Here is a 25,747-nt window from a genome sequence, read left to right on the forward strand (position 1 = left end):
CACCAAAATCGCTCAACCCGCACAATTGCGTTTGGCGACGGCACTTCCCTCGCACTCTGCAATCCTGCGCCTGACAGATGAGGCCGCGGCCCCCAGCGCGCGCTGGGGACAATACAGGTACAGGAAGGGGAAAAGGGAAAGAGGGAGAAAAACAAAAAAAGCGGCCTGCTTTCACAGGCCGCTTTTGTGTCGGCATCGCCCTATTTTCCCAGGCAGCTTCCCGCCAAGTATCTTCAGCGCTGCGTAGCTTAACTTCCGTGTTCGGGATGGGAACGGGTGGATCCTACGCGCCATCAACACCGACTGTCTTTGACGGTATTTACTATACCACATCTCCCCCTACTTTGTCAACCACATCTCCCCTTTTTTGGTCGCTCCTTCCCCCCGCCCTTAGCGCCCCCGAAAATGCCTCCCAGATATTGACTTGCAGGGGAAAAAGCCGTAGAATAAAATAAACAAATTAACGGTTCTCGCCTTTTGTGTTTTCATGTAACACGTACAAATATATTCCAAGTTTTTTGGCATATTCCTATATGAGCGGGGTTTTCTCTGCTCTTTTTGCAATTGGCGGCGCCTTTTGAGGAGCGTATTCATGGAACGAAGCAGCGGCATTTTGTGCCCTGTCACCAGCCTTCCCTCGCCCCACGGCATCGGCACCCTGGGGCGGGCGGCCCGGGATTGGGTCGACTTTTTGCACCGCAGCGGGCAGCGGTGGTGGCAGGTACTGCCCATCGGCCCCACCAGCTACGGGGACTCCCCCTACCAGCCCTTTTCGGCCTTTGCCGGCAACCCCTATTTCATCGACCTGGACACCCTGGCGGAGGAGGGTCTCCTCCGCCCAGAAGAGGCGGCGGCCCCCGACTGGGGAGACGACCCCCAGCAGGTGGACTACGGCCGCATCTACCAGCACCGGGAGGGGGTGCTGCGCGCCGCCTACCAGCGGGCCAAAAAGCAGACCGATCAGTCGGGCTTCCTCGCCTTTTGCCGCAAACACATCCACTGGCTGGGGGACTACGCCCTCTTCATGGCCCTCAAGGGCCATTTCGACGGCCGCCCCTGGCAGGAGTGGGAGGAGGACATCCGCCAGCGGGAGCCCGCCGCCCTGCGCCGCTACCGCACCCTTTTAAAGGATGACATCGCCTACCACAAATACCTGCAATACCTCTTTTTCAAGCAGTGGGCCGCCCTCAAGGAGTACGCCGCCGCCCAGGGGGTGGGCATCATCGGCGACATCCCCCTCTACGTGTCCATGGACTCAGCCGACGTCTGGTCCAATCCCCAGCTCTTCTGGCTGGACGAGGAGCGGCAGCCCCGCTTTGTGGCCGGCTGCCCGCCCGACTACTTCTCCCCCACCGGCCAGCTCTGGGGCAACCCCCTCTACGACTGGGAGCGGATGAAGCGCTCGGGCTACCGCTGGTGGATCCAGCGGCTGGGACTGCAGCTTCAGTGCTGTGACCTGGTGCGCATCGACCACTTCCGGGGCTTTTCCAGCTTTTGGGCCATCCCCTTTGGGGACGAGACCGCCCAGGGCGGCCACTGGGAGACCGGGCCGGGCCTCCCCTTCTTTCAGGCGCTGAAAAAGGCGCTGGGCGACGACCTGCCCCTGATTGCCGAGGATCTGGGCTACCTGACCCCTGACGTCCACAAGCTGCTGGAGGCATCCGGCTTCCCAGGGATGAAGGTGCTGCAATTCGCCTTTGACGGGGGGAGCGACAACGCCTATCTCCCCCACAATCACCGGGCAAACAGCGTGGTCTACATCGGCACCCACGACAACGACACCCTGGCCGGCTGGTTTGAAAAGGCGGGGGAACACACCCGCCGGTACGCCGCCGACTACCTAGGCTTTTCGCTGGAAGAGGGGTGCAGCGCCCCCTTTCTGCGGGCCGCCCTCGCCAGCGTCTGCGATCTCTGCATCTTTCAGGTGCAGGATCTGCTGGAACTGGGGAGCGAGGCGCGGATGAACACCCCCTCCACCACCGGCGGCAACTGGTGCTGGCGGCTGACCCCCGGGGCCCTGGGCCCCGAACTGGCAGAGTCACTTTGTCAAAAGACAGCGGCGTATGGGCGGTTGCCCGCCGGCCGCTGAGGGAATACACCTCTCTTTTGAGACCAAATGGGAAAGGAAGGAAATGACCATGAGCTACAAGGACACCTATGCGGCCTGGAGCGCCGCCCTGAAGGGCACCGAATACGAGGGGGAGCTGGCCCAGATCGGCGCTGACGACGCCCTCTGCGAGGACAGCTTCTACAAGCCGCTGGAATTTGGCACCGCCGGCATGCGGGGCACCATCGGTCTTGGCACCAACCGGATGAACATCTTCACCGTCCGCCAGGCCACCAAGGGGCTGGCCGACTACATCAACGAGATCGGCGGGGCCGACCGGGGGGTTGCCATCGCCTATGACTCCCGGCTGTACAGCGACCGCTTTGCCCTGGAGACCGCCCTGGTCCTCTGCCAAAACGGCGTCAAGGTCTACCTCTACGAGTGCCTGCACTCGGTTCCCCAGCTCTCCTACGCGGTGCTGAAGCTGGGCTGCATCGCCGGGGTGGTCATCACCGCTAGCCACAACCCGCCCCAGTACAACGGCTACAAGGTCTACGGGGAGGACGGCGGCCAGCTGGCCGTGGAGGACGCGGCCACCGTCACCGGCTACATTGAAAAGATCACCGACATCTTCTCGGTCGCCCCCATGGAGCAGAAGGCCGCCGAGGAGGCGGGGCTGCTGCACTTCATCGGCAAGGAGATCGACGAGCAGTACTACCAGGATGTGCTCTCGGTCTGCATCAACCGCTCGGCCATCGACGCCCAGAAGGATTCCCTCAACATCGTCTACACCCCGCTGCACGGCACCGGCAACATCCCGGTGCGCACTGTGCTGGGGCGGCTGGGCTTTCAGCACCTCTACGTGGTGAAGGAGCAGGAGCTGCCCGACCCCAAATTCCCCACCGTGAGCGCCCCCAACCCCGAGGACCCCGCCGCCTTTGTGCTGGCCACCGAGTTGGCCAACCAGGTGGGGGCCGACATGCTGCTGGCCACCGACCCCGACTGCGACCGCCTGGGGGTGGCCGTGCGGCAGAAGGACGGCTCCTTCCAGGTGCTCACCGGCAACCAGATCGGGGTGCTGCTGCTGGACTACATCCTCTCCCAGAAAACCGGCGACCGCAAGGGCGACGAGTTCGTGGTCAAGTCCATCGTCTCCACCGAGATGGCCGATGTCATCGCCGCCCGCTACGGGGTGGAGCTGCGCCGGGTGCTCACCGGCTTCAAGTTTATCGCCGAGCAGATCAAGCTCAGCGAGCGCACCGGCAAGGGGACCTTCCTCTTTGGCTTTGAAGAGAGCTTCGGCTATCTCAGCGGCACCTTTGTGCGGGACAAGGACGCCTGCATCGCCGCCACCCTCACCACCGAGATGGCCTGCTACTACGCCGAGAAGGGGATGAACCTCTACGACGCCCTCTGCGCCCTCTACGAAAAGTACGGCTATTTTGACGAGAAGGTCCTCTCCAAGACCTTGGCCGGCAAAGAGGGGATCGCCAAGATCCAGGGAGCGGTCAAAACCGTGCGCGCCAATGCCCCCAAGGAGATCGCCGGTTACCCCATCACCGCCTACGCCGACTACCTGCTGCAAAAACAGGTGAACTGCGCCACCGGCGAGGAGAGCGCCATCACCCTGCCCCAATCGGACGTGCTCAGCTACCAGATCGACGGGGGCAGCTTCATCCTCCGCCCCTCGGGCACCGAGCCCAAGCTGAAGGCCTATCTCTCGGCCAGCGGCAAGACCCAGGCCGAGGCGGACGAGAAGTTTGACAAGCTGGTCACAGCTGTCAGCGCCCTGATGGATGAGCTGACCAAATAGCCCCTTGCTATCGACTGCCTTTGCGGGGAGGGCGCGCGGCTAAAACCTGCGCGCCCTCCCCTTTTGCGCCGTATTGGAAGCCCGTTCTCCCCGCGGGGGAGGACCAGCCCGGCAGAAGGCAAACCCGGTTAAAAATCTTTTCTATTTTTTTCGTTTTTTCTGTTTTGTGACCAAATCTGTGACCGAGAGCTGATAGGATGGTGCCAGTGAGAAGAGAACAGCGTTCTCACCCCCAATCAATTTTTGGCAGTCCTATCCCCCCAACCCGGCTCTGCCGGCGCGGGGAATAAAGAGGGCCCGGCGCAATCACAGCGCCGGGCCCTCCCCCTTTTTCACAGCCTGTTTTCCTCCCCAAACAAAGAGCGAGCGGGAACAGCCCTGCAGGGCTGTTCCCGCTCGTTTATCCCTCACTGACTTTCTCTAGCGCACCCGGTAGACGGCAAAATCCTCTGCCGGCAGGGTCAGGGTGACCTTCCCCTCTTCCACCGGGAAGATGACGCCGCTCCAGACGTTTTCCGCCACCGCGTAGGGCTCGTCGCGCAGCCGCGCCAAAACCGGCTCGTCCAGCCCGGGGAAGGGCTGGCGCAGGTCGACGGTCAGCTCCTGGTCCACCTCGTCCCGGTTGCAGAGGACCAGGTAGGTGCCGTCCTCGGCCGCCTCGCCAAAAGCGTCCTGCCCGTCCAGGCAGAAGCGCAACACCCCAATGACCTCGTGGGCGGGGGCGAAGAAGGCCGCGTGGCCGGTCTGCAGGGCGGGGGTGGCGGCCCGCAGGGAGCCCAACCGCTGCACCACCTGGTGCAGCTCCTCCTCCCCTTTGGGGCAGAAGGGGGCCCGGTTGAAGGGGTCTTTGAGACCCTGCATCCCCCACTCGTCGCCGTAATAGGTGCTGGGGATGCCGGGGACGGCAAACTGCAGCGCCATGGCCAGACGGGTGCGCCCTTTGCCCTGGGCTGCCTCGTAGTCGCCGATGCCCTGCAGGAACGCGGCCTGGTCGGGCCGCTCCATCCCCTCCCCGTCGATCTCGGTGCCCAGCACCGTGCGGATGCGGGCCACGTCGTGGGAGGAGAGCAGGTTCATCAGGCTGTAGTACATGGGTTTGGGGTAGTTGCCCTGCTGGGCACAGAGGAAGTCCCGCAGCTCAAAGGCGGTGGATTTTTCCAGCAGGTAGTCGATGACCGCCCCCCGAAAGGGGTAGTTCATCACGCTGTCAAGCCCCCGGCCCAGGGCGTATTGGCGCTTGTGGCCGTAGCTCTCCTTGATGGTGGCGTCTTCCCAGACCTCGCCCAGCAGCAGGTTGTCCTCGCTGCGGGACTTGACCTTTTTGCGCATCAGGGAAATGACCTCGTCGGGCAGCTCGTCGGCCACATCCAGCCGGAAACCAGAGGCCCCCAGCCGCAGCCAGCAGTCAAAGACGCTGCCTTTGCCGGTGATCACGTACTCCTGCCAGCTGGGTTCGCTCTCGTTGACCTCGGGTAGAGTGTCAAACCCCCACCAGCTGCGGTAGTGTTCCCGGTCGCCGAAAAAGTGGAACCACCGGTAGTAGGGGGACTGCTCCCCCTGGTAGGCGCCCAGATTGTTGTAGTTTTGCAGCTTGTTGAAGTAGATGCTGTCGCTGCCGGTGTGGGAGAACACCCCGTCGCAGAGGACGCGGATGCCGCACTCCTTGGCCTTGAGACAGAGGCTGGCGAAGGCGGCGTTGCTCCCCAACAGGGGGTCCACCTTCTTGTAGTCGCCGGTGTTGTAGCGGTGGTTGGAGTCGGCCTCCACAATGGGGTTTAGGTAGAGGACGGTCACCCCCATCTCCTTGAGGTAGGGCAGGGACTCCTCGATCCCCTTCAGGTCGCCCCCGAAGTAGTCGCAGGGGGTGTAGAACTCCTCCCCCTCGGCAGGCAGGTAGTCGGGCAGCTCGTCCCAGCTCTCGTGCAGCCGCACCGTCCGCCCCATCTTCTCGTGGTAGCGGCGACCCTTGCTGGCGTTGCGGGGGTCCCCCTGTTTGAAGCGGTCGGGAAAAATCTGGTACATGACCCCCTTCTTCACCCAGTCCGGGGTCGCAAAGTCCCGGTCGTAGACGGTCAGCTGAAAGCTGGCCGGCGGCTCGGTGTAGACAGAGCCGGTCCCCGCCATCTGCCCAAAGGGCAGCCCGCAATAGAGGTGCCGCCCCCCCGGCAGGGTGAGCACGAACTGGTACCAGAGCACGCAGGGCTTCTCCCCCACCGCCAATTCGGTGGCGTAGCGGCCGTCCTTCTCCCGAGCCATGGGGAGGTCCTGGGGCGAATCGTCCCGGTAGACGCGGAGGGAGACCTCCTCCACCTGGCCCTCGGTGATCTCCAGCCAGAGCTGCACCGTCCCCCCGGTGGGCATGGCCCCCAGAGGGCTGCGGTAGCGGCTGTCCAGGCTCAGGTGCCGGGCAGCCACCCCCGGCTTCAAAGGGATACTCATATCTGTCCCGCCTTTACTTCAGTTTTTCCAGCTTCCAAATCTTGTCGTTGTACTCGGTGATGGTGCGGTCGCTGCTGAACACCCCCGACTTGGCGGTGTTGATAGCGGCCATCTTCTGCCAGCCTTTGGGGTCGGTACAGTACTTTTTGTAGGCCCGCGCGAACTTGCCGATGTAGGAGGGCAGGTCGTGGAGGACAAAGTACTTGTCGGCCCCGTCGAAGTCGCCGAAGAGCAGCGACTGGTAGAGGTCGGAGAAGCGGTGGGCCGAGACCCCCGGCAGGGTGCCGTCGATGAGGCGGTCCAGGGCGGCGCGCACGTCGAGGTTTTTCTCAAAGTACTCGCCGGGGCGGTAGGTCTTGTAGGTCTGCATGGTCTTGATCTCTTTGACGTTGGCCCCGAAGATGTAGATGTTCTCCGGCCCCACCTGGTCGTAGATCTCCACGTTGGCCCCGTCCATGGTGCCGATGGTCACGGCGCCGTTCATCATGAACTTCATGTTGCCGGTGCCCGACGCCTCCAACCCGGCGGTGGAGAGCTGTTCGCTGATGTCGGTGGCGGGGATCAGCACCTCGGCCGAGGAGACCTCGTAGTTTTCGATGAACACCACCTGCAGCTTGCCCTTGGTGGCCGGGTCGTTATTCACCAGTTCGCCGATGGTGTTGATCAGGCGGATGATGCTCTTGGCCCGGGCGTACCCGGGGGCGGCCTTGGCGGCAAAGAAGAAGGTGATGGGGGTGGTCACCGCGTCGGGGTTTTGCTGCAGGGAGTTGTAGAGGTAAAGGATGTGCAGGCACTTGAGCAGCTGCCGCTTGTACTCGTGCAGCCGCTTGGCCTGCACGTCGAAGATCGAATTGACGTTGACTTCGATCCCCTGCTTTTTCAAGAGGTAGTCGGCCAGCCGCTGTTTGTTTTGCTGCTTGACGGCGGCGAACTTCTCCAAAAAGGCCTCGTCCTCGGTGTATTCCATCAGCTTGTCAAACTGGCGGTAGTCCTTGATGAAGCCGTCGCCGATGGTCTCGGTCATCAGCTGGGTCAGGGCCGGGTTGGCCACGGCCAGCCAGCGCCGGTGGGTGATGCCGTTGGTGATGGCCAGATACTTCTGGGGGTAGATTTTGTAGGAGTCGGCAAAGAGGTCGTTTTTGAGGATGGCCCCGTGCAGCTGGGACACCCCGTTGACCCGGCGGGCGACGGCCACACAGAGGTTGGCCATCCGGATCTGGCCGTAGGCCACAATGGCCATGTCGCTGATGCGGTCCATGTCCCCGGGGTAGTAGCGGTTCAGCTTTTCGCAGTAGCGCTGGTTGAGCTCCTGCACGATGGAGTAGATGCGGGGCAGCAGGGCCTTGAACATCCCCTCCTCCCAGCACTCCAGGGCCTCCGCCATGATGGTGTGGTTGGTGTAGTTGAACATCCGGGAGACGATGTTGTAGGCCTCCTCCCAGGTGTAGTTCTCCTCGTCCATCAGGATGCGCATCAGTTCCGGCATGGCCAGAGTGGGGTGGGTGTCGTTGATCTGCACCGCCACGTAGTTGGGCAGGCTGTGCAGGTCGCCGTGGCGCTCCTTGTGGGTGCGCACCAGGTTCTGCATGGTGGCGGAGGTCATGAAGTAAAACTGTTTGAGGCGCAGCTGTTTGCCCTGCTCGTGGCTGTCGTCGGGGTAGAGCACCTTGCTGATGACCTCGGCCGCCTCCCTCTCCTGCATGGCCTGCATGTAGTCGCCCGAGTTGAAGCTCTTGAGGTCAAAGCGGTCTTTGGCCCGGGCGCTCCAGAGCCGCAGGGTGGCCGGGCACTTGCTCTTGTAGCCCACCACCGGCATGTCGTAGGGCACCGCCATCACGGTGTAGTAGTTTTTGTGTTCGGCCTTCATCTTGTGGTCGGTCCAGGTCTCGACGATCTCGCCGCCAAAGTGGACCTCCACCTCTTCGTCGGGGCGCTCGATCTCCCAGACACAGCCGTCTTCCAGCCAGTTGTCCTCCATCTCCACCTGCTCGCCGTCGATGATGCGCTGCTTGAACAGCCCGTACTCGTAGCGGATGCCGCAGCCCATGGCCGGCAGGTCAAGGGTGGCCAGCGATTCCAGGAAACAGGCGGCCAGGCGGCCCAGGCCGCCGTTGCCGAGGCCGGCGTCCCGCTCCTGCGAGGCGACCTCCTCGATGTCCAGCCCCAGGCTCTCAAAGGCGGTCTTGTACCGCTCCAACAGCCCCAGGTTGACAAGGTTGTTGATGTAGGCCCGTCCCATCAGGAATTCGGCGGACATATAGTAGACCTTTTTCAGGCCCTTTTTCTCCACTGCGGCGTTGGCGGCGGTCCACTTGTCCACCACCTCGTCGCGGATGCACATGGCGCTGGCCTTGTACAGCTCCTCTCTGGTGGCGTTCTCCAGGGTCTTGCCGAAATGCCGTTTGAGCTTGCCCGCGATGGCCTTCACCTCGGGCGTCTGTTTGGTCGATTTCATCTCGTACCTCCCGCAAAAGTTACTGCGTTTCAGGCATCGCCCCGATAAGCAGGGCAAGCTGCGCGGGCGAGGCAGGAGAGCCTCACCCGCGCAGCCTTCTATGGTAGATGGTAGTAAAATTCAGTATTGCGTCTCATGTTCCACATGTATGCGATCTTACCTTAAAACGTCCATAAACATAGTATAGTATTTTTCCGCCGAAACTGCAAAGGAATTGTCGCAATCCAGCGCGTGATTTACCAATTCCCGGTGCGCGCCCTCGTCGGCGAGCACCGACAGGGCATAGCGGATGACGTAAAGCATGTCGTGGGCGTTAAAGTTCGCAAAGGAGAAACCGTTGCCCTGGCCGTTTTGCTCGTCGTAGGGGAAGACGGTGTCCCGCAGGCCGCCGGTCTCCCGCACCACCGGCAGGGTGCCGTAGCGCATGGCGATCATCTGCGAGATGCCGCAGGGCTCAAATTTGGAGGGCATGAGGAATAGGTCGCTGGCCGCGTAGACCCGGTGTGCCACCGCGTTGCTGTAGGCCAGATAGGAGCAGACCCTGCCCTTGTACTTGCGCTCCATCTCCCAGAAGAAGTGCTCGTACTTGTAGTCGCCGGTCCCCACCAGGACAATGGCCACGTCATCCTCCATGATCTCGTCGAAGACCCGCATCACCAAATCAAAACCCTTTTGTTCGGTCATCCGCGAGACCATCCCGATGAGGGGGGTGTCCACCGGCACGGTGAGCCCCAGCTCCCGGTAGAGGGCCTCTTTGTTCTGGCGCTTGCCGGTGAGGTCGCTCTTGTCAAAGTGGTAGGGGGTGTGGGGGTCGGTGGCGGGATCCCACTCGTTTATGTCGATGCCGTTGACAATGCCCACCAGGTCGCCCGCGCGCTTGTTGAGCATCCCCTCCAGGTTGCAGGCGTAGTAGGGGGTCTTGATCTCCTCGGCGTAGGAGGGGGAGACGGTGGAGAGCTTGTCGGCAAACACCAGGGCCGACTTGACGAAGTTGGCGCAGCCGTTGAGCTCCATGTAGTCGGGGTGGTAGTAGCGGCTGTCGATGTTCAGCCAATCCTGCACCGTGCCAAAGCTGAAGACGCCCTGGTACATCAGGTTGTGCATGGTGTAGACTGTCTTGATCTTCCCCTGGGGACGGCCCTCGTACTGGGTCTTGATGAGCATGGGGATAACGGCGGTGTGCCAGTCGTTGCACTGGAGCAAGTCGGGCATAAAGCCGATCTTGTCCAGGCACTCCAAAACTGCCCGGCTGAAGAAGGCGTACTGCTCGCCCTCCTCCATGCCGCCCTTGTAGACCGGGCCGGAGAAGTAGTCGTTGGAGTCGATGAAGTAGTAGGTCACCTTGTCCTTGACCAGCTTTTCGACCCCCACGTACTTGTCCTTGCGCCAGCCCAGGTCGATGTGAAAGTCCGCCACGTGCTCGGTCTTCTCGGCGTACTTGGCCTTGATCTGGCTGTGGAAGGGCAGGATGACCCGCGCGTCCATCCCCAGCCGGATGAGTTCCTGCGGCAGGGTGCCCAGCACGTCGGCCAGCCCGCCGATCTTGGCGAAGGGGGCGCATTCCGCCCCGGCCAGCAATACTTTGACCCGCTTTTCCGCCATCTAGACCACCGCTCCTTTCGGGATGATCAGGGGGTACTCCTGGCTGCCCACCAGGTTGGAGTACGGCCGCACGTTGACCCGCTTATCCACGATCACCTGATCCAGCGAGGTGTTCTCGTAGATCCGGCTGTCCTGCATGACAATGCTGTTTTTGATTTTTGCGCCCTTGCCCACATAGACCCCGCGGAAGAGGACCGAATTCTCCACCTCGCCCTCGATGATGCAGCCCGAGCCGATGAGGCTGTTTTTCACCTGGGCCTCGCTGCCGTATTTGGCCGGCGCCCCGTCCTTGACCTTGGTGTAGATCGGCCGCTCTTTGCAGAAGAGGTCGTCCTGCACCTCGGGTTTGAGAAAGTCCATGTTCAGCTGCTGGTAGGAGGCGGCCGAGCTCAGGCGGGAGACATAGCCGCTGTGCTTGTAGCCGTAGATTTTCAGGTGTTTGAGGTTTTTGATGAGCACGTCGGTGACGAAGTTGTACTTGCCGTGGGCCATGGCGTCGTCCACCAGGTACTCCAACAGGTCCTTGCGGACCAGGTAGACGTCCATCCCCACCTTTTTCTGGCTGGATTTCTCCGAGCGGTACTGCATGTCGGTGATCCGGCCGTCGTCGTTCATGGTCAGCCGCAGGTCCTTGAAGTGGGCCCCCTTCTCGGCGCAGGTGGGCTCTTCGTTGTAGAGCATGGTGATGTCGGCCCCGGTGTCCATGTGGCGCTCGAACATCCCGTAGTAGTCGCAGTTGAAGAGGGTGAAGGAGCCGGTGAGCAGGCAGTACTTCTGGGGGGCCCGGCGGATGTAGGCCGACGCGCCCTTGAGGGTGTCCACCAGCCCGTTGTAGCTGCCGGTGTTTTCAAAGGTGTCGTAGGGGGGCAGGATGAACAGCCCGTCGGTCTTGCGGTCCAGGTTCCAGTCCTTGCCCGAACCCACGTGGTCGATGAGGGACTGGTAGTTTTTCTTGGGGATGATGCCGATGTTGCGGATGCCCGAATTGACCATGTTCGAGAGGGTGAAGTCGATGACCCGGTACCGCCCGCCCACCGGCAGGGCCGAGACCGAGCGCAGGTTGACCAGCTCTCTCAAGTTGATGTTTTCCTCGCCTGCGTACACCAGGCCGAATACGTCTTTGCGCATTGTTTTGTCCTCCCCTAATCCTGTTTGAGAACCCGGTTGGGCTCGATCATGTCGCCCTCCGAGATGATGGCGCCCTTGGTGGCGTACACCCCGGTGCCCACCACCGTGATCTTCTGCTCGCCGCCGATGTAGACGTTGTCCTCCAGGGTCACTTCCTCGTCGAGGATCGACTTGTTCACCGTGCAGCTCTTGCCGATCTCGGTCTCCTTCATGATGATGCTGTCCCGGACCACGCTGCCCCGGCCGATGACCACGCCCGGGGAGATGACCGAGTTGACCACCTCGCCGTAGATCTTACAGCCGTCGCCGATGATGGAGTTGACCACCTTGCCGCTCTCGCCCACGTAGTGGGGGGGCAGGGCGTAGTTGCGGCTGAAAATCTTGAACCAGTCGGCGTGCAGGTCCAGCTGGGGGCTGTCGTCGAGCAGTTCCATGTTCGACTCCCAGAGGCTGTCGATGGTCCCCACGTCCTTCCAGTAGCCCTTGAAGACGTAGGCGTAAAGCTTCTCCCCCGCGGCCAGCATGGCGGGGATGATGTTCTTGCCGAAGTCGTTGTCCGAGTGGGGGTCGTCGTTGTCCTGCATCAGGTAGCTGCGGATGGTCTTCCAGTTGAAGATGTAGATGCCCATGGAGGCGGTGTTGGACTTGGGCACCGGGGGCTTCTCCTCGAACTCGACGATCTTGCCCTCCTCGTCGGTGTTCATGATGCCGAAGCGGGAGGCCTCCTCCATCGGCACCTCGATGACGGCGATGGTGGCGTCGGCGCCCTTCTTGCGGTGGAAGTCCAGCATGTCCGAGTAGTCCATCTTGTAGATGTGGTCGCCCGAGAGCACCAGTATGTAGTCGGGGTCGTAGCGCTCGATAAAGGGGATGTTCTGGTAGATGGCGTTGGCGGTGCCGGAGTACCACTCCCCCTTCTGGCCGGACACGTAGGGCGGCAGCACCAGGGCGCCGCCGGTGGTCACGTCCAGGTCCCAGGGGGCCCCGGTGCCGATGTACTCGTTGAGCTCCAGCGGCTCGTACTGGGTCAACACCCCCACCGTGTCAATGCCGGAATTGACACAGTTGGAGAGGGGGAAGTCGATGATTTTGTACTTGCCTCCGTAGGGGACGGCAGGTTTGGCCCGCTTTTTGGTCAGGGCGCCCAGACGGCTCCCCTGCCCGCCGGCCAGCAACATTGCCACACACTGTTTTTTCACAACCATCTCTCAATGCCTCCTAAATATCTTTGTTTTCCTCGTCCGGTATAAACTCAAAATATGCGGCGCCCAGGGGCGGCAAGGTGATCTCCGCCGAGGCCGCGAAATCCCCGCAGGGAATAAACATGGTGTGGATCTCCTCCCGGTTTCGCACGTCGCTGCCGCCGTACCGCCGGTCGTCGCTGGAGAGGATCTCCCGCAAAACGCCCTGGCAGGGCATTCCCAGCCGGTACTCGCTGCGCACCACCGGGGTGAAGTTGAAGGCGCACAGAACCTGCTGCACCTTTCCCCTCCAGGGCTTGGAGCGCCGCAGGAAGGCCAGACAACTCCGCTGGTTGTCGTTCACGCTCAGCCACTGGAACCCCTCCCAGCTGTCGTCGATCTCGTAGAGGGCGCGGTATTTCTGGTAGACCCGGCCCAGCCGGGAGACAAAGCGGGCCATCCCGCTGTGGGAGTCGTACTCGTGCAAAAACCAGTCCAGCTCCTTGCCGTAGTCCCACTCGATGAACTGGGCAAACTCGTCCCCCATGAAGAGCAGCTTTTTGCCCGGGTGGGCGTACTGAAAGGCGTAGAGGGCGCGCAGGGTGGCGAATTTCTGCCAGTAGTCGCCAAAGCACTTGTCGATCATCGAGCGCTTGCCGTGCACCACCTCGTCGTGGGAGTAGGGCAGCAGGTAATTTTCTGAAAAGGCGTAGGTCATGGAGAAGGTCATCTCCCCGTGGTGGTCTCTGCGAAAGAGGGGGTCCATCTCCACATAGTCCAGGGTGTCGTGCATAAAGCCCATGTTCCACTTGAAGGTAAATCCCAGCCCCCCTTCCTCCGGGGACCCGGTCACCCGGGGGAAGGCGGTGGACTCCTCGGCAATGGTCATCGCGTCCGGGTGCAGGGCGAGGAGGGTGCGGTTGAGCGCCTGCAAAAAAGCGACCGCCTCGTAGTTGACATTCCCCCCGTCCCTGTTGGGGACGAACTGGCCCGGCTGTTTGCCAAAGTCCAAATAGAGCATCGAGCTGACCGCGTCGATGCGCAGGCCGTCGATGTGGTACTCCTCCAAGAAGAAGTTCGCCGAGGAGATGAGGAAGCTCTGCACCTCCGGCCGGCCGTAGTTGTAGAGGAGGGTGCCCCACTGGGGCTGCTCGCCCTGCAGGGGGTTTTGGTGCTCGTAGAGGCAGGTGCCGTCAAACCGGGCCAGGCCGTGGGCGTCCTTGGGGAAGTGGGCGGGCACCCAGTCGAGGATCACCCCGATGCCCTCCTGGTGCATCCGGTCCACCAGGTACATCAGGTCCTGGGGGGTGCCGTAGCGGGAGGTGGGGCTGAAATACCCCGTCACCTGGTAGCCCCACGACTCGTCCAGCGGGTACTCGGTGATGGGCATCAGCTCCAGGTGGGTAAAGCCCATGGACTTGAGGTAGGGGGCCAGCTGGTCGGCCACCTCCCGGTAGTTGGGAAAGCCGCCGCCCTCCCCCCGCCGCCAGGAGCCCAGGTGCACTTCGTACACAGCCATGGGCTGGCGAAGCGGGTCTCTGCGGCGGCGCTTTTTCAGATAGGTGCCGTCGCGCCAGCTGTACCCCGCCAAACTCCAGACCTTGGAGGCGTTGCCCGGTCGCAGCTCGCTGTAAAAGGCAAAGGGATCGGCCTTGTACCGCTTGACCCCGTCGCACCCCTCCACCAGGTACTTGTAGTTGTCTCCGTTCTTGGCGCCCTGCACAAAGGCGGTGTAGACGCCGCCCTCCCCCCGCTGCATGGGGTGGCTGGTCTCGTCCCAGCCGTTGAAGTCCCCCACCACCGAAACACTGGCGGCGCCAGGGGCCCACACGCAGAAGCGGTGGCAGCCCTTTTCCGGCAGATGGTGGCAGCCAAAGGCCAAATAGGCCTTCTGCGCCTTTCCCGTGTTGAAGAGATAGAGGTCGTCCACTGGGACCAATCCGCCCTTTTCCTCCATGGCTGTTAACCCCCTTTCAGCCGTCCGCCCCTCTCGGGAGGCGGGCGGCGCCCATCTCACTATACGACAACCGCCCTGCTAAAAATCAGGCAGTTTGTCAACTCCTCAAAAAAGCAAAACAGCGCGGCCCGACCACACCCGAAACACGCCGGTGGGAAGGCACACGCCATGGCCCGCTCTGTCTCCATCTTCATTTTCTTCATTCGATGTCTGTAAAAGCCGCTGTTGCTGCGTTTTTTTGCTCTCATGGTGGCACGCCCTTATTTTTATATCTTTCTGTCAATATAACTATAATTTGTATTTTTAGTATACCATATTTTATTTACCCCTTACAGTGTTTATTTGATTTCTCTCCTATTTTCTATGTTTTGGTGCAAATGTTTTCCATTTTTCGTGCGCTTTGCCATTTCGCCTGTAAAGGCCGCTATTTTTTCCCGGGCAATTTTGTAAAAACCGCCCTCTTTTCCCCTTTCACTGGCGGCGAGGAGGTCTCCCTCTCCCCCTTCCCGCCCGGCGGGGAACGGCGGCCCCTCCGCCAACTGGTGGTCTCCTCACCTCTGTCCCACCCAACGGAGGGAGACAGCGCTCCCGCTGCCGGCCTGCGGCCCCCTCTCCCCCTTCCCGCCCGGCGGGAGGACGGCAGCCCCTCCGCCAACTGGCGGTCTCCCCATCTCTGTCCCACCCAACGGAGGGAGACAGTGCTCCCGCTGCCGGCCTGCGGCCCCCTTCTCCCCCTTCCTGCCCGGCGGGGAACGGCGGCCCCTCTGTCGACCGGTGGTCTCCTCATCTCTGTCCCACCCAACGGAGGGGGACAGCGCTCCCTTTTCCGGCCTGCGGCCCCTCTCCCCCTTCCTGCCCGGCGGGGAACGGCTGCCCTTCGCCGACCGGAGCCCCCTTCATCCTGTCGCCGCGCGCCTCTCCTCCGCCGGCGCGGACTCTGTCAACGGCGCACAAAAAGGGCTGGGGAAGCAGGCGCTCCCCAGCCCTTTTTTCACTTTTCGCAAGCAGCGCGGGATCTACAGCTCTCCGGTTTCCCGCCTTCTGACCGCAGCCCAGCAGCACACCGCACCCGCGGCGATGGCCCCCCAGAGCAGAGCGGCCTGCCAGCTGTCATCGCCGGTGTAGACCCCCTTCTTGGCGTCCACCGGGTAGCGCACCGAGGCGCTGGCGGTGGGTCCGGTGCTGTCCCGGCTCCCGTCCGGGTCGGTGCCCACCGCCTCGGCGGTGTTCACCAGCTCCCCGCTCTCCTGCATTTCGGCGTCGTTGGGGTCGTACACCATTGTCCTGTAGGTCAGGGTGTACTTCTCCCCCGCCCGCAGCACAGGGATCTGCACTTCGAGGGTGTGCTCCCAGGCGTTGTAACAGCTGGAGGGCACCTTTTCGGTGTGCCCGTCCGGATAGGTCAGGCGGATGCTCCCCTCATCCAGGTTCAGCCCCGCGGGCAGGTAGTCGAAGATGGAGACGTTGCGCCACTCCGAGTATGCCGTGGGGTTTTCCAGCGTCACGGTGTAGAGCAGCGCGTCGCCCAGATGGGTGTCCCCGCCCGGCCGGCCCGGCTGTTCCACCGTCTTGTCCAGCACCGGGTCGGGGTCGGCCAGCAGGACCTCCTCGTCCGTCCCCGGGTAGACCTTTTCGCTGGTGGAGGGCTCGTCTGCCTCCACCGGCCATTCGCCCGGCTCGATCGGGTCGCCCAGCTGGTCGGGGTAGTCCTCCGACCCGCCCCAATGGCCCGGCTCGCCGTCCTCTGTGGGGCGGCCGCCATAGGCTTCGCCGGTGTTGCCGATGTCGCGGCCCAGGGCGTCGGCGCCAATGGTGGCCTCAAACACCAGTTCGTACCGCTCGCCGCCGTAGATGTCGCCCACAAAGACCGCCAGGGTGCGGCTGGCCGGGTCGTACACGCCGGCGTCCAAGGCCTTTTTGCTGCCGTCGGGCCCTGTCAGGTAGATGCTGTCCAGGTCGATTTCCAGCCCCTGTGGCAGGGCGTCCACAATGGAGACGCCGGTCCAAACCGAGCCGTAGCGGCTGTTTTCCGCCCGCAGGGTGTACTGGACCCGGTCGCCCACCTGCACCTTGCCGCCGCCGTCCGTCAAGTTTTCGGCAACTTTGGCCAGGTGCCCGTTGGGGTAGGGGATGGGGCGGGCGCTTCCGTCCCCGTTGGGGGTCACGGTGGGGGAGGTGGCGCTGCCGTTGTCGCCGTCGGCCTGGGCGGTGTTGGACAGATCCCGGTCGGACGGGTCCCCCGGCTGAATGGCCACCTGGTTGATGAGCACATCAAAGGTCAGCACGTACTCGTCGCCCCCCAGCAGCGAGCCGATGGGCACGCTCAGCAGCCGGGTGTCGGCGTCATAGCAGGAGGCGTCCACCTGCACCGGCTCTCCCCCGTTTTTCGAGAGGTAGATGCTGTCGGTGTCGATGGTCATCCCCTTGGGGATGCGGTCTTTCATCACCACATCCTTCCAAAGGGTATTTTGCTGGTTGTTCTTGGCCGTCAGGGTATAGGTCAGCCGATCCCCGGACTGGTTACCGTCGGTTCGGTCGCCGTTGACAACCCCTTTGCCCAGTTCGGGCTGCACCCTGTCCACCCGCACGAATTCCACCACCACGCTGTGGTTTTGCCGAATGTCGGTGAAGGCGTGGCTGCCGGACGTCTTGCCGGCGTACTCGGGGCGCTCTTTTCCGTCCACCGTCACCCGGTAGACCTCGTACCCCTCGGCCGCCTGCCAATTCACCTGGTGGTCGCTTCCGCCCTCCAGCACGGCGGAGCCGGTGATGGTCCCCTTCACCCGATCGATGGCCGTATCCACCCGGTAGAGGGGGTCGGCGTCCGGGTCGGAGGGTCCGCCGTCGCGCTCAAAGACAACCTCCACCCTGTGGTTGGCGCCGATGTTGACAAATTCGGTCTGGTCCCGCAGATCGGGCTGGACCAGACCGTCCACCCGCACCTCTTTGACGTGCCAGCCCTCGGCCGGCTGCCAGGTCACGGTGTGGTCCGCCCCCTCTTTTACGGTGGCGGTGGGGGTGATGCTCCCCGCCCCCACCTGGGCGGTCTCCACCACAAAGCTGCCGCTCTCGCTGTGCTCGGGGCCCTGGCTCTCGCCGTCTTTGGCAAAGACCACCCCCACCGTGTGGTCGGCGGTGATGTTTTGCAGGGTGTGGCTGTCGGCAGTGAGCAGGTCGTCCCGCACCTGACCGTCTACAATGACGCTGGCCAGGTGGTAGCCGGGCGCCGGCTCCCAGCCCACAGTGAAACTGCCCCCATCGGCCACCGTGCCGCCGGCGGTGATGGTCCCCAGCCCGCCGACGACCTGGGTGCTCACCCGGTGCAAGTCGGGCTGGGAGCCGCTGTCGGCCGCGAAATAGACCTCCACCGTGTGGTCGCGCCCGATGTTTGGGAAGCTGGCCGAGGTGGCGGCGCTCTCCACCCCGTCAATGACCACCTTTTCCACCCGGTAGCCGCTGGGCACCATCCACCCCACGCTGTGATCTGCCCCCTTGGGCAGGATGGTGGTGGGGGTCATGTTGGCCGCCGTTGCGTCTTTCAGGCCGTACACCGCGGTGGCCACCGTGTACTGTTCCTTCTTCTCCGGCTGGCTGTTGTCCGCCTTTTCCAGCGCCACCTCGATGAGGTAGTTCTGGTCGATGCCGGTGATCGCCAATCCGCCGGCTTCCAGCAGGTCGTCCCGGGCGACGCCGTTGACCAGCACGCCCGCCACCCGGTAGCCCTCCGGCACCGTCCAACGCACCGGGTAGTCGCTGCCCGGGTCGAGGGAGCCGTTGCCCCCGGTGATGGTGGCCCCGCAGTCCCCGGTGATGGAGGTCTGCACGCTGAAAGTCCCCGCAGGGGCCTCGTATTTCTCCTTGACAAAGGTCACGTGGATGGTGTGGTCTTCCTGTATCTGCTCAAAGGGGTAGGCCCCCGGGGTGCCGATGACAATGCTGCCGCTGCTGCGGCCGCTGCGGTAGGCGGCCCGGTGGGCGCTCCCCCCTTCGGGGTAGTAGGTCTTTTCGCCGTCGACCTGCACCTCCAGCACCGTCCAGCCCTCTTCGGCCGACCACTCCACCGTGTAGTTTTCGCCCTTCTTCACGACTTTCGACTCCGAGATGCTGCCGCCCCCGTCCTTGGAGGTGTTCACCCGGATCAGCTCGTCTTCGGGCACGGTGATCACGCCGGTCTGCTCCTTGCCGCCCAGCTTCACCACCACCCGGTAGTCCTGTCCGATATTGGTCAATTCGGCGCTGCCGGCGGCGCTGTCCACCGCAAAGCTGCTGACCTGGTTGCCCTGGGCGTCGTAGACCGTGACCGACTTGACCTCGTAGTTCTTGCTGTCACCCAACACCGTCTTCACCGCGTAGTCGCCGCCCGCCGGCACCCAGGCCGAGGGGGTGATGCTCCCCGGGCCGCCCACCAGCTCGGTGGTCACGCGGTAGGACAGGGGGGCCGCGTCCTCCTTGACCAGCTCCACCTCGACCCGGTGGTCGCTGATGACCCGGGCAAAGGTCACGCTGTCTCTATCCACCAGGTCGGGCCGGTTGGCCCCGTCCACCCGCACCGATTTGACGCGGTATCCGGGCGCCACCTCCCAGCGCACCTGGTAGTTCTCCGTCTCGGAACTGTCCTTTTGCAGCCGCCGGCTGGGGGTGATGGAGCTGGCGCTCCCGCCGCCGATGAGCATGGTGTCCACGCTGTAGTACACCTGCTCCTCCGCGCTGTTCTCCCGCTCAAACTCCACAAACACGTGGTGGTCTGCGCCGATGGCGGGGATGGTCAGCTTGCCGCTGCCGTCCGGTTGCAGCAGCACGTCGTCCAACCACACCCCCTTTACCCGGTAGCCGGGGGCGGGCTGCCAGGTCACGGTCACGTCGTTTCCCTCTTCAAAGGGGCTGGGCGCACCGCTGACCGTCTCGGCTTGCACCTCGCCCTCGCCGCGCTGTCCCAGGGTCACCTGCCAGGTCTTGACCCACTTGGCGTACAGCTCCACCGGCTCCGTGGGCATCGTCTCAAAGACGGTGTCCCGGGTCACGGCGCTGCCGCTGCCCTCGGCGTTTTCATACCAGCCCTTAAAAGCGTAGCCCGCACGGGAGAGGCCGTCCACAAAGCCGGCCGGTTTGCCGTCGCCGGCGAGAAGGGTACTGGTTTTGCCGCCGCTGCCGTCATTGCGGTGAAAGTTCACCTGCCGCGCGCTCACATTGATCTTCAGCAGCAGGTCCCCGCTCACATTGCCCGACCAGTCCACCGCAAAGGCGTGCAGGTAGTAGGTCTCGCCCGGCACCAGCTGGGCGGTGGTGTAATCCACCTTGTCGCCCGCATTGGAGGCGCGGAGCAGATTGCCTTCGGTCACGGTGGGTTTGGCCGCCGCAGCGCTGTTCTTGTCCACCCCGGTGACCACATACCCCTTGAGGCCGGAGAGGGCCGTCTGCTGAAAGACAGAGGGGTCGGTGGGGTCGGTGGAGCTGCTGGACCAGATGTTCACGTACTCCTGCTTGTCCTGCTCTGAGTTGGGCTCCTTCTGGGGGATGCCCAAGACCCGGTAGGCGTAGTCGGTGCCGTTGTCGGTCGAACCGCTCAAGGTCACCTGCGCCGTGTAGCCGGTCAGGTCGGCGTTGGGGGCGATGCCGGTCACCTCGCCCTGGGGGGCGTCCGGCGCGGCGTCATCGGTAAAGGAGATATCCTTCGTGTCGGTTTTCTGGGTGGTCTGGGCCAGGTAGATGAGGGTGTTGGCCAGGATCTTCTTCTCGTCGTCGGTGGCCGCCCCGTTGGAGTGGCCCGTCTGGATCATGGCGGTGTTGCCGTTGGTGGTGAGGTAGGCGCTGGGGGTGGACTCTCGATAGTCGACCTTCCCGTCTTTGGGATTGCCGGCGGCGTCGGAGAACTTCATCCACACCTGGTTGCGAAGTGAGCCGTCGACATCGAGCCCGCCGGAGACCTGACCCAGGGCGTGGGCGGCGGGGATGTGCAGGGTCCGCCCCTCCAGATCCCAGGGGCGGCTGGTGAGAAAGCCGGTGTTGACCACCTTTACATCGCTGCCGCCGTTGGCATCCATCGACCAGGAGGAGCCCAAAGCAGAGAAATTCAGGTAGTCGGCCCCCGCAAACACACCGAAATTCGGGTGGTCATAGCGAACCGTGTCGTGCCCAAAGAGGACGCCGCGGCCGGTGGCCAAAAATTCCTTTACAGCCTCTGCTCCAGTTGCGCTTAAATCTTTGGAGCTGTTGCTGTCGTAGGAGCCGAACATCAGCACGTCGTACTGGTAGACGCCATCTGCATTTTTCAGGTAGCTGTTGGGGTTGCCGTTGAAACTGTCCAGATTTACAGCTGTAACGGAGATGAGTCCCATGCCAAAGGACACGGCGTTCCCCGTGAGGGGATTGGGGGTGGTGTCCTTCTCCATCCACTGCTTCAAGTTGTTGCCGTTTCCCGGGTAGATGTTGAGCACCTTCACCTTGTTGGAGGCGTCGTCCACGTCCACGGTGGAGCGGGTCTCCCACTTGCTCCAGCTGCCGTCAGCGCCCCTTTTGGACTGCCAGAGCTGGTAGGCGTAGGGGCGGGAGGGATCGGACAGCCCCTGTCCCGGCTGAAGGGGGTTTTCAAAGGGAAAAGACCACTCCAGCTTCTGCGACAGCTTTCCGTCGCTGCCCACCGTGTAGTAGCCGTCCAGGTTGATTTTCCCCTTTTCATACTGGGGTGGCTGGTAGCCCTCTGGCGCGTCGCCCGCCTCTCCTGTCGGCGTATCGCCGCCGGCCGCCATTGCGGTCACCGGCATCAACGGCATAAAGAGAGAGAGGACCAGCGCCAGGGCAATGCCAATGGATGCTGTGCGTTTTTTCATCTTTTACACCTCTCCTGAGCTTTTTATAAAATTATGGTTTTTCGTTCAATTTTGTTTTTTGTATACATACGACAAAAAAGCCAACTTGCAATAGGCAAGTTGGCCAAAATTCTATACAAATTTAGCAGGATTAAGAAATGCTTTTCATGAACGAAAAATTATACTAAACTTTATCTATTATTTTAGCACCCCACCCGAAATTGTCAAGGTTTTATCACAGTTCTTGTGTATTTTCTCCATTTTTAACTCCAATTTTAAAGCCCTTTCTGCTCTCCTATTTTTTGCCCTTTTTTGCTTTTTCTAAATTTTAGATAAGGAAACGGCTTTTTTAAGCGCACAACGCCTAATTTTAAATATTGTGCGCCGTTGCCCTCTGTCGCTATGCCGTACAGGTCCTCATTTGCTCTCTTTTAGTCCTTACCGCTCAGTTTCACAGCTGCTACAAGCTCCTCATCTGTCACTCCCCCCAGGGAGAAACTCGCTTTCGTCAGTCCTCTTTTCACCAGCCCCCCTCCCTCGCCGGTCGCCCCTGGGCGGAAGGGTGCTTTTGCCCCCTGCCTCGCGCGGCTGGCGACAGATAAAAAATGCCGCCCGGCTGAACCCTTTCAGCCGGGCGGCGTCTGGGAGATCGGCTCTCCCTACTCTGGTTTATAGGCAAAGGTGCAGGGGCGCACCGTCCTGTCCAGGGGGGCAAAACTGTACCCCTGGCCCTGCAGCCGCTCGATGATCCGGGACAGGGCCTGCACTGTCTGGAGCTTGTTTGCGCTGTCGTGGAGGAGGACGATGCCCCGCTTCTCGGGCATCCCCTCCACCACCCGGTCGGCAATGGTGCCGGCGGTGGCCCCCCTCATGGTGTCTCCACTGCCCACGTTCCAATCGTAGTAGACAAAGCCCCGGCGCAGCATCTCCGCGATGATTTCCTGGTAGAGGTCCATATTGTAGGCATTGACACTCCCCCCGGGGAAGCGAAAGAGATCTGGCCGCACCCCAGTGACCTCGTATATCTGCTGGTACATCTGGTCAAAGTCGTCCAGGTAGCTGTCCACCGACTGGTAGACCTTCCCGTAGTCGTGGCTGGCAGAGTGAACGCCAATGGTGTGTCCCCGGGCCACGATCTCGCGGTACATCTCCTTGGACGCCTCGTCGTCGCGGTAGACCACAAAGAAGGTCGCCTTTACCCCGTACCGGTCCAGGATGTCCAAGATCTCACCGGTGCGCTGGGTGGGCCCATCGTCAAAGGTGAGATAGACCGTTTTCTCCCGGTCGGGCGCGAAGGCAAAGTCCCGCTTCTCGGCATAGAGGGCGGGGTGGGCGTTTTGATAGGCGATCTCTGCCCCCTCGGCTGCCGCCCCGTCTGGCAACACCATTTGCATCGGGGCCAAGGCCCGTTCCTGCTCCACCGAGACCGGGGCCGCACTTTTCAGCTGGCGGTTTTCCACCCCCCAAAACACCGCCAGACTGGTGGAGAGGAGCAGACCCCCCAATACCGACCCGACAATCAGGTGCCGGTAAAAGCGCACGCTGCCCCAATACTTTTGGGCCCGCTTTTCTCTCTTCATTGCCGCTCCCCTGTCAGTCCCTTAAAACGCTGCGTCTTGCAGGCCGCCGGTGACCTCCACACTGCCCTGCAGCACTGCGCCTTCGGCAATGGAGAGGCGGTGCGCCCGCAGATCGCCGATGAGCACAGCCGAACTGCCCAACACAGCTGTCCCCTCGATTTGCAGGTTGCCCTTGATCTTCCCCGCCAGCTCCAACTCACCGGCGGCCACATCGCCGCTCACCACCGCCTGGGCGTCAATGCGCACCGCTCCGCTGGATTGGATGTTCCCCAGCACCTTGGCCCCCTGCAACTGCAGTTCGCCGCACTGTACATCCCCCTCGACCCCGCCGCTGACGAGCAGATTGCCCCGCCCGGAAACACTGCCCTTGACTCGTCCCCGGATCTGCAGGGGGGAGTCGGTGCACAACTTGCCCTCAACAGTCATTTCCTCGGCAATCACTGAGCCGCCGCGCCCTGCCCAGGCGGGGATTTCTGCCTGCAGACCCTGGGGGCGCTCCACTGGCGCCATCGGCTCCTCCGGCTGCACCGGGGCGGCAGATGGCCGTTCAGCCGGGCCCTCTCCCTCTTGTACAAGGTCGCTGTTTCGGCCGTTGAGCAGTTCTGCCATGGCCTGTTTAAAATTGTTTTGCTGCTTGCCCATGTTCTCTTTCCTCCACTCGTCATCGCCCGTGCGACGACCCCTATTCCTCGCTCTCGCCCGGCTCGGGCGCCACGTCCAAAGGGGCCTCCCCGTCGGTTGGCCCATCACCCGGTGCCGGCGGCTCTGACTCCTCAGCCAGGCCTCGCACCTCGACTTGGCCCTTGAGGGCGGCCCCTTCGGCAATCGAGACGGCGCCCGCAGTGATATCGCCCTGCACCGAGGCGGTCTTCCCCATAAACAAGGTCTCCGCCACCTGCAAGTTGCCTTCGACACTGCCGGTCATCTCCACCCGGCGGGCGGTCAGGTCGCCGGTGATCGCGGTGTCTCGGTCCATCTGAATGGTGCCGGCGGTTTTGACGTCGCCGCGGATGGCGGCCCCGGCGAAGAAAATCTCCCGGCCGCTCACGTCGCCTTCAATGTCGCCGCTGATAACGACCTGGTCCTCTGCCAGCAAATCTCCTTTGATGTGTCCCATCACCCGCACCGGTGAAGAGGTGCGCACCGTCCCTTCGATCCATACGTCCTCCACCAGGATCGAGCCGCTTTCCGCGCCGGTCATCGGCACGCCAATTTTACCTTTTACTCCCAGCTGTCCACCGTTCTCAAGGCCTTTGCCCTTGTGATCCATCTCCATTTTACTTCCTCCATCATTTCCAGCGCGCCGTCGACAGGCATTTCCCACTGCCACCCCGCGCCGCCATCCCGGCCGAGTGGAAAAGCGAACTGCTCACTACACGCCCCTGTTGAAGCCGTTCGCATCTGCACTTTGGCGGGGAAACAGCATATTTTTCACTAAGCCGGCTTATCAAACCAGCTCCCCCAAAAAAGTACAGGACACTATCAATTGGCCCTTTTAATCGCCGTTTTTCGCCAAGTTGTTAAACCACTGATATTAATAAGAATACCAATACAGGTAGTTTTTGTAAAGCATATTTCAGTCAAAATATCCAATATTTCTTATTATTGAAACAAATTGTGAACCCCATCTACATGGATGTCCAGCAAACCTGTATTTTTGAAAACCCGATGGGGCACAATGTCGGTTATTGTCCCTTAAAATTATACAGAAAAGGCCTTTTAATGGAGGAGAAAGGCAATAGAAATGATGGTGAAATGGGTGATACTGCCGACAAAGACATCCTCTGGGGTGTTGGGAAAACGGAAGAGGGCAAAGGGCAAGGACGAGATCAGTGACAGGGGCAAAAAGAACTCCCAGAATGCCGATGAGGATGGAGGTGGCCAATCGCAAAGAGGGCCACATTTGGCAGAGCAAAATCAAAGTCTTTAAGACTTTGAGGTGGTGTCGAAGGCGATTGCTTCGCAATTGACTCGGCCCGTTGGTCAAGCGGTTAAGACACCGGCCTCTCACGCCGGTAACGGGGGTTCGATCCTCCAGTGCTGAAGATGTCCTTGCCTTCACTGCAGCACCCCTCGCTGAAAAATGGGCTGGCAAAGCTGCTGTCTTTCCTCTCGTTGTGCCGTCCGCTCTCACCTGCTCTTTGGGCATATCCCCGCTGCCCCTCCTGCCCCACAGCGGTCAAATCCACTATTTCTTCCCACTTCAAATCCGCTCTTTCTCCCCCGCAAGCACCAATTCCTCCTGTTGGCAGGTACAAAAAAGCCCCTCCTGCCAAGGGAGGGCACAGGAGGGTGGGAAAAGGGGCCGATAAAATCAGTTGGCCCGGCAGGTCTGCCCCTCACGGGAAACCGCCCACGCCGCCCTGACATCTCTTCGCTTTGTCCGTCAAGCTGACGTTTCGCTTTAATAGACCACGGCCCGAAACAATTGCAGTGCAGCAAAAAAGACCATCCTTTCGGATGGTCTTTTTTGTGTTGGCATCGCCCTATTTTCCCAGGCAGCTTCCCGCCAAGTATCTTCAGCGCTGCGTAGCTTAACTTCCGTGTTCGGGATGGGAACGGGTGGATCCTACGCGCCATCAACACCAACTGTGCTGCAAAAATACAGCTTGAAAACTGAATAAAGAAGAATAGACTGAATGAGAACCGCTTCACAAGGTCAAGCCCTCGACCGATTAGTACTGCCCAGCTCAACACGTCACCGTGCGTACACCTGCAGCCTATCTACCTCGTAGTCTT

The 25,747-nt window shown here is 61.8% G+C and carries 14 protein-coding genes, 1 tRNA gene and 3 rRNA genes; 4 read left to right on the forward strand and 14 right to left on the reverse strand.

Features of this window, described 5'->3' with window-relative positions; genetic code table 11:
* Positions 1-187 precede the first annotated feature (187 nt).
* Positions 188-304 (reverse strand): 5S ribosomal RNA (gene rrf / locus ACTNAU_RS09390).
* Positions 305-592: 288 nt separating this feature from the next.
* On the opposite strand from rrf (ACTNAU_RS09390), the gene malQ reads away from it, so the two are divergent.
* Positions 593-2,089 carry a 4-alpha-glucanotransferase gene (malQ, locus tag ACTNAU_RS09395; protein ID WP_441098256.1) on the forward strand — a complete coding sequence of 499 codons (1,497 nt, stop codon included), beginning with the start codon at positions 593-595 and terminating at the stop codon, positions 2,087-2,089.
* A gap of 43 nt (positions 2,090-2,132) precedes the next feature.
* Positions 2,133-3,860 (forward strand): phospho-sugar mutase, encoded by a 1,728-nt coding sequence (locus ACTNAU_RS09400; RefSeq protein ID WP_441098257.1) that lies wholly within the window; start codon positions 2,133-2,135, stop codon positions 3,858-3,860.
* 420 nt (positions 3,861-4,280) lie between these two features.
* Here ACTNAU_RS09400 and ACTNAU_RS09405 read toward each other — a convergent pair whose 3' ends face one another.
* From ACTNAU_RS09405 to ACTNAU_RS09455, 11 genes are all read right to left on the reverse strand, one after another.
* The gene (locus ACTNAU_RS09405; RefSeq protein ID WP_441098258.1) at positions 4,281-6,299 is read right to left on the reverse strand and encodes an alpha-amylase family glycosyl hydrolase; all 2,019 of its coding nucleotides are present in this window, start codon (positions 6,297-6,299) and stop codon (positions 4,281-4,283) included.
* 13 nt (positions 6,300-6,312) lie between these two features.
* Positions 6,313-8,754, reverse strand: coding sequence for a glycogen/starch/alpha-glucan phosphorylase (locus ACTNAU_RS09410; protein ID WP_441098260.1), 2,442 nt, complete (start codon positions 8,752-8,754; stop codon positions 6,313-6,315).
* 156 nt (positions 8,755-8,910) lie between these two features.
* A complete protein-coding gene (gene glgA / locus ACTNAU_RS09415; RefSeq protein WP_256136179.1) occupies positions 8,911-10,356 on the reverse strand; it encodes a glycogen synthase GlgA in 1,446 nt (481 codons plus the stop codon).
* Positions 10,357-11,484 carry a glucose-1-phosphate adenylyltransferase subunit GlgD gene (gene glgD / locus ACTNAU_RS09420; protein WP_185916005.1) on the reverse strand — a complete coding sequence of 376 codons (1,128 nt, stop codon included), beginning with the start codon at positions 11,482-11,484 and terminating at the stop codon, positions 10,357-10,359. It lies immediately after the preceding gene.
* A gap of 14 nt (positions 11,485-11,498) precedes the next feature.
* Entirely contained in the window at positions 11,499-12,689 is a 1,191-nt protein-coding gene (locus ACTNAU_RS09425) for a glucose-1-phosphate adenylyltransferase (protein ID WP_185916006.1), read from the reverse strand.
* A 13-nt stretch (positions 12,690-12,702) separates the two neighbouring features.
* Positions 12,703-14,622 carry a 1,4-alpha-glucan branching protein GlgB gene (gene glgB, locus ACTNAU_RS09430; RefSeq protein ID WP_441098261.1) on the reverse strand — a complete coding sequence of 640 codons (1,920 nt, stop codon included), beginning with the start codon at positions 14,620-14,622 and terminating at the stop codon, positions 12,703-12,705.
* A gap of 338 nt (positions 14,623-14,960) precedes the next feature.
* Positions 14,961-15,161: a hypothetical protein gene (locus ACTNAU_RS09435; protein ID WP_441098263.1), complete on the reverse strand. Its 201-nt coding sequence runs from the start codon at positions 15,159-15,161 to the stop codon at positions 14,961-14,963.
* 477 nt (positions 15,162-15,638) lie between these two features.
* Positions 15,639-21,449: an isopeptide-forming domain-containing fimbrial protein gene (locus ACTNAU_RS09440; RefSeq protein ID WP_441098264.1), complete on the reverse strand. Its 5,811-nt coding sequence runs from the start codon at positions 21,447-21,449 to the stop codon at positions 15,639-15,641.
* A gap of 638 nt (positions 21,450-22,087) precedes the next feature.
* Entirely contained in the window at positions 22,088-23,008 is a 921-nt protein-coding gene (locus tag ACTNAU_RS09445; protein ID WP_441098265.1) for a polysaccharide deacetylase family protein, read from the reverse strand.
* A gap of 21 nt (positions 23,009-23,029) precedes the next feature.
* On the reverse strand, positions 23,030-23,650 hold the full coding sequence (locus tag ACTNAU_RS09450; protein ID WP_441098266.1) for a bactofilin family protein: 621 nt from the start codon (positions 23,648-23,650) through the stop codon (positions 23,030-23,032).
* Between the two features lie 40 nt (positions 23,651-23,690).
* On the reverse strand, positions 23,691-24,209 hold the full coding sequence (locus ACTNAU_RS09455; RefSeq protein WP_441098267.1) for a bactofilin family protein: 519 nt from the start codon (positions 24,207-24,209) through the stop codon (positions 23,691-23,693).
* A 416-nt stretch (positions 24,210-24,625) separates the two neighbouring features.
* Between ACTNAU_RS09455 and ACTNAU_RS09460 the strand changes: the two genes are divergently transcribed.
* Both ACTNAU_RS09460 and ACTNAU_RS09465 read left to right on the forward strand, forming a co-directional pair.
* On the forward strand, positions 24,626-24,844 hold the full coding sequence (locus ACTNAU_RS09460; RefSeq protein WP_441098269.1) for a hypothetical protein: 219 nt from the start codon (positions 24,626-24,628) through the stop codon (positions 24,842-24,844).
* 136 nt (positions 24,845-24,980) lie between these two features.
* Positions 24,981-25,052 (forward strand) — tRNA-Glu (locus ACTNAU_RS09465).
* Between the two features lie 429 nt (positions 25,053-25,481).
* Here ACTNAU_RS09465 and rrf (ACTNAU_RS09470) read toward each other — a convergent pair.
* Both rrf (ACTNAU_RS09470) and ACTNAU_RS09475 read right to left on the reverse strand, forming a co-directional pair.
* A 5S ribosomal RNA gene (gene rrf / locus ACTNAU_RS09470) occupies positions 25,482-25,598 on the reverse strand.
* Positions 25,599-25,663: 65 nt separating this feature from the next.
* Positions 25,664-25,747 (reverse strand): 23S ribosomal RNA (locus ACTNAU_RS09475); the annotation flags it as partial.

Origin of the sequence: Bittarella sp. HCP28S3_D9, assembly GCF_052065655.1 — a bacterium.
GTDB lineage: Bacteria > Bacillota > Clostridia > Oscillospirales > Ruminococcaceae > Bittarella > Bittarella massiliensis.

What these genes read in the sequence shown, in the direction of transcription:
- malQ (WP_441098256.1), top strand. Translation starts at nt 593, where the DNA reads ATGGAACGAAGCAGCGGCATTTTGTGCCCTGTCACCAGCCTTCCCTCG.
- ACTNAU_RS09400 (WP_441098257.1), top strand. Translation starts at nt 2,133, where the DNA reads ATGACCATGAGCTACAAGGACACCTATGCGGCCTGGAGCGCCGCCCTG.
- ACTNAU_RS09405 (WP_441098258.1), bottom strand. Translation starts at nt 6,299, where the DNA reads ATGAGTATCCCTTTGAAGCCGGGGGTGGCTGCCCGGCACCTGAGCCTG.
- ACTNAU_RS09410 (WP_441098260.1), bottom strand. Translation starts at nt 8,754, where the DNA reads ATGAAATCGACCAAACAGACGCCCGAGGTGAAGGCCATCGCGGGCAAG.
- glgA (WP_256136179.1), bottom strand. Translation starts at nt 10,356, where the DNA reads ATGGCGGAAAAGCGGGTCAAAGTATTGCTGGCCGGGGCGGAATGCGCC.
- glgD (WP_185916005.1), bottom strand. Translation starts at nt 11,484, where the DNA reads ATGCGCAAAGACGTATTCGGCCTGGTGTACGCAGGCGAGGAAAACATC.
- ACTNAU_RS09425 (WP_185916006.1), bottom strand. Translation starts at nt 12,689, where the DNA reads ATGGTTGTGAAAAAACAGTGTGTGGCAATGTTGCTGGCCGGCGGGCAG.
- glgB (WP_441098261.1), bottom strand. Translation starts at nt 14,622, where the DNA reads ATGGAGGAAAAGGGCGGATTGGTCCCAGTGGACGACCTCTATCTCTTC.
- ACTNAU_RS09440 (WP_441098264.1), bottom strand. Translation starts at nt 21,449, where the DNA reads ATGAAAAAACGCACAGCATCCATTGGCATTGCCCTGGCGCTGGTCCTC.
- ACTNAU_RS09445 (WP_441098265.1), bottom strand. Translation starts at nt 23,008, where the DNA reads ATGAAGAGAGAAAAGCGGGCCCAAAAGTATTGGGGCAGCGTGCGCTTT.
- ACTNAU_RS09450 (WP_441098266.1), bottom strand. Translation starts at nt 23,650, where the DNA reads ATGGGCAAGCAGCAAAACAATTTTAAACAGGCCATGGCAGAACTGCTC.
- ACTNAU_RS09455 (WP_441098267.1), bottom strand. Translation starts at nt 24,209, where the DNA reads ATGACCGGCGCGGAAAGCGGCTCGATCCTGGTGGAGGACGTATGGATC.